5 protein-coding genes are annotated in these 4,287 nt (G+C 27.0%); all 5 read right to left on the bottom strand.

Features of this window, described 5'->3' with window-relative positions:
- Positions 1-208 (bottom strand): hypothetical protein (locus SPJ33_RS09705; RefSeq protein WP_321117762.1); only part of this gene is annotated, 208 nt, incomplete at its 3' end.
- Between the two features lie 356 nt (positions 209-564).
- Positions 565-1,404, bottom strand: coding sequence for a hypothetical protein (locus tag SPJ33_RS09700; protein WP_321117761.1), 840 nt, complete (start codon positions 1,402-1,404; stop codon positions 565-567).
- Positions 1,405-1,629: 225 nt separating this feature from the next.
- Complete coding sequence (locus tag SPJ33_RS09695) at positions 1,630-2,097, bottom strand: GIY-YIG nuclease family protein (protein WP_321117760.1); 468 nt, start codon at positions 2,095-2,097, stop codon at positions 1,630-1,632.
- A 288-nt stretch (positions 2,098-2,385) separates the two neighbouring features.
- Positions 2,386-3,606: a DNA-binding response regulator gene (locus SPJ33_RS09690; protein ID WP_321117759.1), complete on the bottom strand. Its 1,221-nt coding sequence runs from the start codon at positions 3,604-3,606 to the stop codon at positions 2,386-2,388.
- Between the two features lie 257 nt (positions 3,607-3,863).
- Positions 3,864-4,287 (bottom strand): hypothetical protein (locus tag SPJ33_RS09685; RefSeq protein ID WP_414627223.1); only part of this gene is annotated, 424 nt, incomplete at its 5' end.

Raw genomic sequence — 4,287 nt, 5'->3', positions numbered from 1 at the left:
TATTTATAAACTCACTCTCTGAAATATCCTTCATCATCAAGTAACATATATAATCACTTAAGCTCTTATACCCTCTAACTGCTGCTAAATATTTTGCTTTAGCTTTTACAGTTGAATTAATTCTTATCTGAATTTGAGTATCTTTGACAAGTATATCATTCTTTCTAAATTCTTCTGCTATTTCTTGTAATTTTTCTTTTTTGCTCATATAATCCTCCATACCTCTACACAATTAGTTATAAAAATGTATTGCAAATATATATTTTGTATTTCATGCAATACATTGTTGATATACATTCTACAAATTAATTTATTCTCCTTTTCTTCTTGCTTTTCTATTCTTGTTTTTTGTCTATTTATTTTTGTCATTTATACTGTCACCAACGTATTTGACAGTAAACTTTTCTACAAATCCTATTTAAGCCCTTGATATCACTTGCTTTGAGCTTGGTAAACTTTTTTTCAATTTTTGATGAAAAAGTAGGGTTTAACCCTACCTTTTTTATATTTTTTCACTGAATGATAACGCTTACTTTTAAGCAAAATTTAAAGGCTAGATTCTATCTAACCTTTAATATATTCTCTAACTGATTTTATAGATGTTTTTTGGAATTTTCTTATTTCTGTCTTAGTTATAAACTCCAAATCATTCAATTTTCTAAACTCTTTTAACCAAGTATTATAATTACCCTTTAAACCTGAATTTTTATAAACTCCTTTTAATATTTCTAAAGTGTAGAAATAGTCATTATATTTTCTCACAAACTCACTAAATGACTTTACTAAAGATTCATTAACTTGTTTTTTATATAATTTACTCAATCTCTCTATCATAGAACCTTCAACTCTTTGTAAGTTCCCCTCCATAGCTTTCAAAAGCTCTATTGTATTATCAAATAAATCTAAGCAATTCTCTATATCTCTATCTTTTCTATCATACCTAAATTCAATTCTAGTCTCATATTGATGAGTCGGTGATTCTAGTTTCTTATTGTATATCTCTATTGTTAAATCACGCTTTTGCTTGAATTTTATACTATTTGGTAATAGGCTATCAATATCAGTTGTATAATACCTATTAGTACCTCCAACTTTTCCTCCTTGCCTTATGCTCAACAATTCACCAAATAGCATAAGCTTTTTAAAATCTATTGCAAATGTATATTTATTGGTGTCAATAGCTATATCCATTCTTTCCATCCTAACTTCATTTTTTCCAATGCAACTATCTTCTATATCTCTTCTTGTTAATCTTATATGTTCTCTTATTCTTGCTATATTATGTTCTCCATATCTAGCGTGTATATTTACCTTAACTCTTGCATCCAGTTTACTGTTACAGCCTATCCATTCTAAAGTTAGTGTATCTTGTATTTGTGGCATATCTTTTACCACAATACCCATAGTGTCTATAATCGTCTGCACAACTTGTATTCACCTTTCTTAATTTTTATCTATTAAGAAACTCAAATACCTACGATATAATGTATTAGCATTAAATTTTGAGATTGTTTGTTACTGGTTTTTCTTAAGTTTCTTGATGCATTTCTTAATTTTAATTATTCGTATTTGAATATTTAATCTTAAGATTTTAGCTTTTGTACTGTTAAAACATTCATGATCCAAATACTAAGTAATAAGGTTACTTGGTATTTTTTTGACTGTTTCCCATTCCATTTGCTCATATAATTTGCAACATAATTTTAATTCTTTTAATCTATCTACGCCTTGAACTCTATTTATAACTTTATTATATTTAGGCTTGTACATTTCTATAAGCTCATTCTCTAATATCTTCAACTCCATATCATTTTTTACTATTTTAGATACATCCATAATCTTTATTTCTGTCCATCTGCCACGCTTAAATACTCTTTGTGTAGATAATACATGACCATTTACATGGTTTGAAATTCTGTCATTTATAAGCCATGACTTTCCTATATACTGAACTTTATTCCCATTGTAAATCATATATACATAAGGTTTTTTACACTGTTTTCTATATCTTTTCATGTAATCATTCCGGCACTTTCTGCAATAGCATTGCTTTCCTAAAGTTTTTCTATCTTCTATGCATATTTCTTTATTTTTCATACTGCCACCTTTCATAACATTATATCAACAATCCCAGTTGCTTATATCTATTTATCCGTATTGAAAGGGTCAATATGTAAAAGCTAATTATAACTTTTTTATCTATACTTTATTAATTAAAGCTCCACTATAAAATCTAAGCTAACTATTGTGATATCTAAGGTTAATATAGATGTATAAGTCTCGTATGATAACAGATACTACGTATCCCATAATACAAGCCGAGAATTTTTTGCACCTCATTGATTTATTAGTTAAAATATCTTATAATACAAAAAAGAAACAAGGTTATAGTAAACCCTGTTCCTTTAAATATTTGAAATCATTTATACATGTACGCTTGGAAATGTTAAGTAGTGTATAAATTTCTTTCTGTGTAAGACCTTGTGCTATAAGGTCTTTTATTTTTTGTCTTCTTAACTCTACCTCTTCTTTTTTAGTTAATTTACCATCTTTCTTTAATTTGTCTTGATATTTCTTTTTTTGATATTCTCTATCTCTTCTCTTATATTCATCTTTAGAAATTATAGTCAACATATGTTGTTGCTCCTCTTCTGTTATATCCAATAATTCTATAAGAGTTTCATTCTTGTATTTGTATTCTCTTTTTTTATCTTTATAACACTTTTCTGCACTTCTAGTTGCCCTTGTAGCTTCTGTTTTACTTAATGGATGTGCAAACTCTTTATTAAGCTCTAAAGTATCATCTAAAGCCTTCTCAGTATCATCTGTAAAACTACATAACCAATACCTATATAAGAAGAGGATTATCTCTCTATAACCTTTTAAATTATAATTTCTTAGTTCACATAATTTAATTATGTCTTGTATTCTAGCATGATATAAACTTCTTTCTCTGTATATGAAATTTATCTTATTTGGTCTACCTTTTTTCTTTTTAGTTGGTTCAAGTAACGGTAAAAATTCTTTTTGTATCTCTCTCAGATCATAAATATAATAATATTCATCTAATATAGTTACCTTTGTATTTGACTTGGAATTTATAGTATTCGGAACTCTTAAAACCCTAGTTGCATCAAGTGCCATCTTGTCAGCACCAAATTGTTTAAGCTGCTTATATAAATATTCTTCTACTGCTTTCCATAGTGGCAACGCTTTGTAAGGTAATTTATTGATTAAAAATATTAGATATAAGCCACGTCCACTATCTATTACAAAGTTAGGTATAGGAATTGACTTATTAAAATAGTTTTCCTCTAGGTTCATAATTATTTGTTCCTTTGTAAATTCTGTATTATAGCAGTCTAAATCAATATATAAGGCATTTAACTCTTTTACTGTTTCTATCCGTCTACAAGGCTTATAAAAGGTGTTTAAGCTAATATATATATTATCACCTGTCATATCCATATCTTTTAATTCTAAGTACTTATAGTGGTACTGACTGTAAGCATCTGCACTTATAACACTTTTAGTAATCCATCCATTACTATTTCCATGAACTCTTTCAAGATAAGTTAAATTATTTAATTCTAATGCCTGTCCCATTTTTTTCACCTCCTTTTATGTATTTTAAAATTATATCATAGTTCCTATACAAGGTGATTTTGAATCAACATAAATTATAAAGCATTTTTTCTTCATTTTTAAGATTTATTTTTCATATAAGTAAGTCGTCCCCCTATAAAGTCTTATACTAAAAAAATAAGCTTGATGATAAAAGTTAACTCCCTTCTATGCAAGTTCTATAACCTAATATTATTCCAGTTTCAATAGATACTTATGTTAAGTTTAATCAAATATTTTTAAACCTGTTCATTCAACTCTCTAAGTATAGGTATCAAGTTATTTTTTCTAATACTCATTCCATTCTTTTTTAATAAAGTTTCAGCTTCTGCTATGGTCATTTTTTTATGTTGATTTTTTAATAACTCATAAACACCTGAAACTTTTAACATATTAGCAGTAATATTAAAACCTAGATAATCAGATATCATTGACATTCTTTTTTTGATCCCTGAAATTTTTAATGGAGTTAATCCATTGTTAGTTAATTTAGTTGGTTTTACTTTTATTATATATTTACTATTTGGATTAAGAGTATAATCTTCATTAGTACCACCTTTGCTGCCTAACTTGATATATATTTTTTGGTTTACAGCTTCTTTACAGATTTTTTCTAATAATTTATCCATTATAATTTCTCTACCATCAGGTAAATCAATTTTT

The sequence above is a fragment of the Clostridium sp. genome (assembly GCF_034179595.1).
In the GTDB taxonomy this organism is placed as follows: domain Bacteria; phylum Bacillota; class Clostridia; order Clostridiales; family Clostridiaceae; genus Clostridium.
This window is presented reverse-complemented; position numbering and strand designations above follow the sequence as displayed.

Excerpts from the sequence above, each read along its gene's own strand:
- SPJ33_RS09700 (WP_321117761.1), bottom strand. The coding sequence starts at position 1,404 with ATGGGTATTGTGGTAAAAGATATGCCACAAATACAAGATACACTAACT.
- SPJ33_RS09695 (WP_321117760.1), bottom strand. The coding sequence starts at position 2,097 with ATGAAAAATAAAGAAATATGCATAGAAGATAGAAAAACTTTAGGAAAG.
- SPJ33_RS09690 (WP_321117759.1), bottom strand. The coding sequence starts at position 3,606 with ATGGGACAGGCATTAGAATTAAATAATTTAACTTATCTTGAAAGAGTT.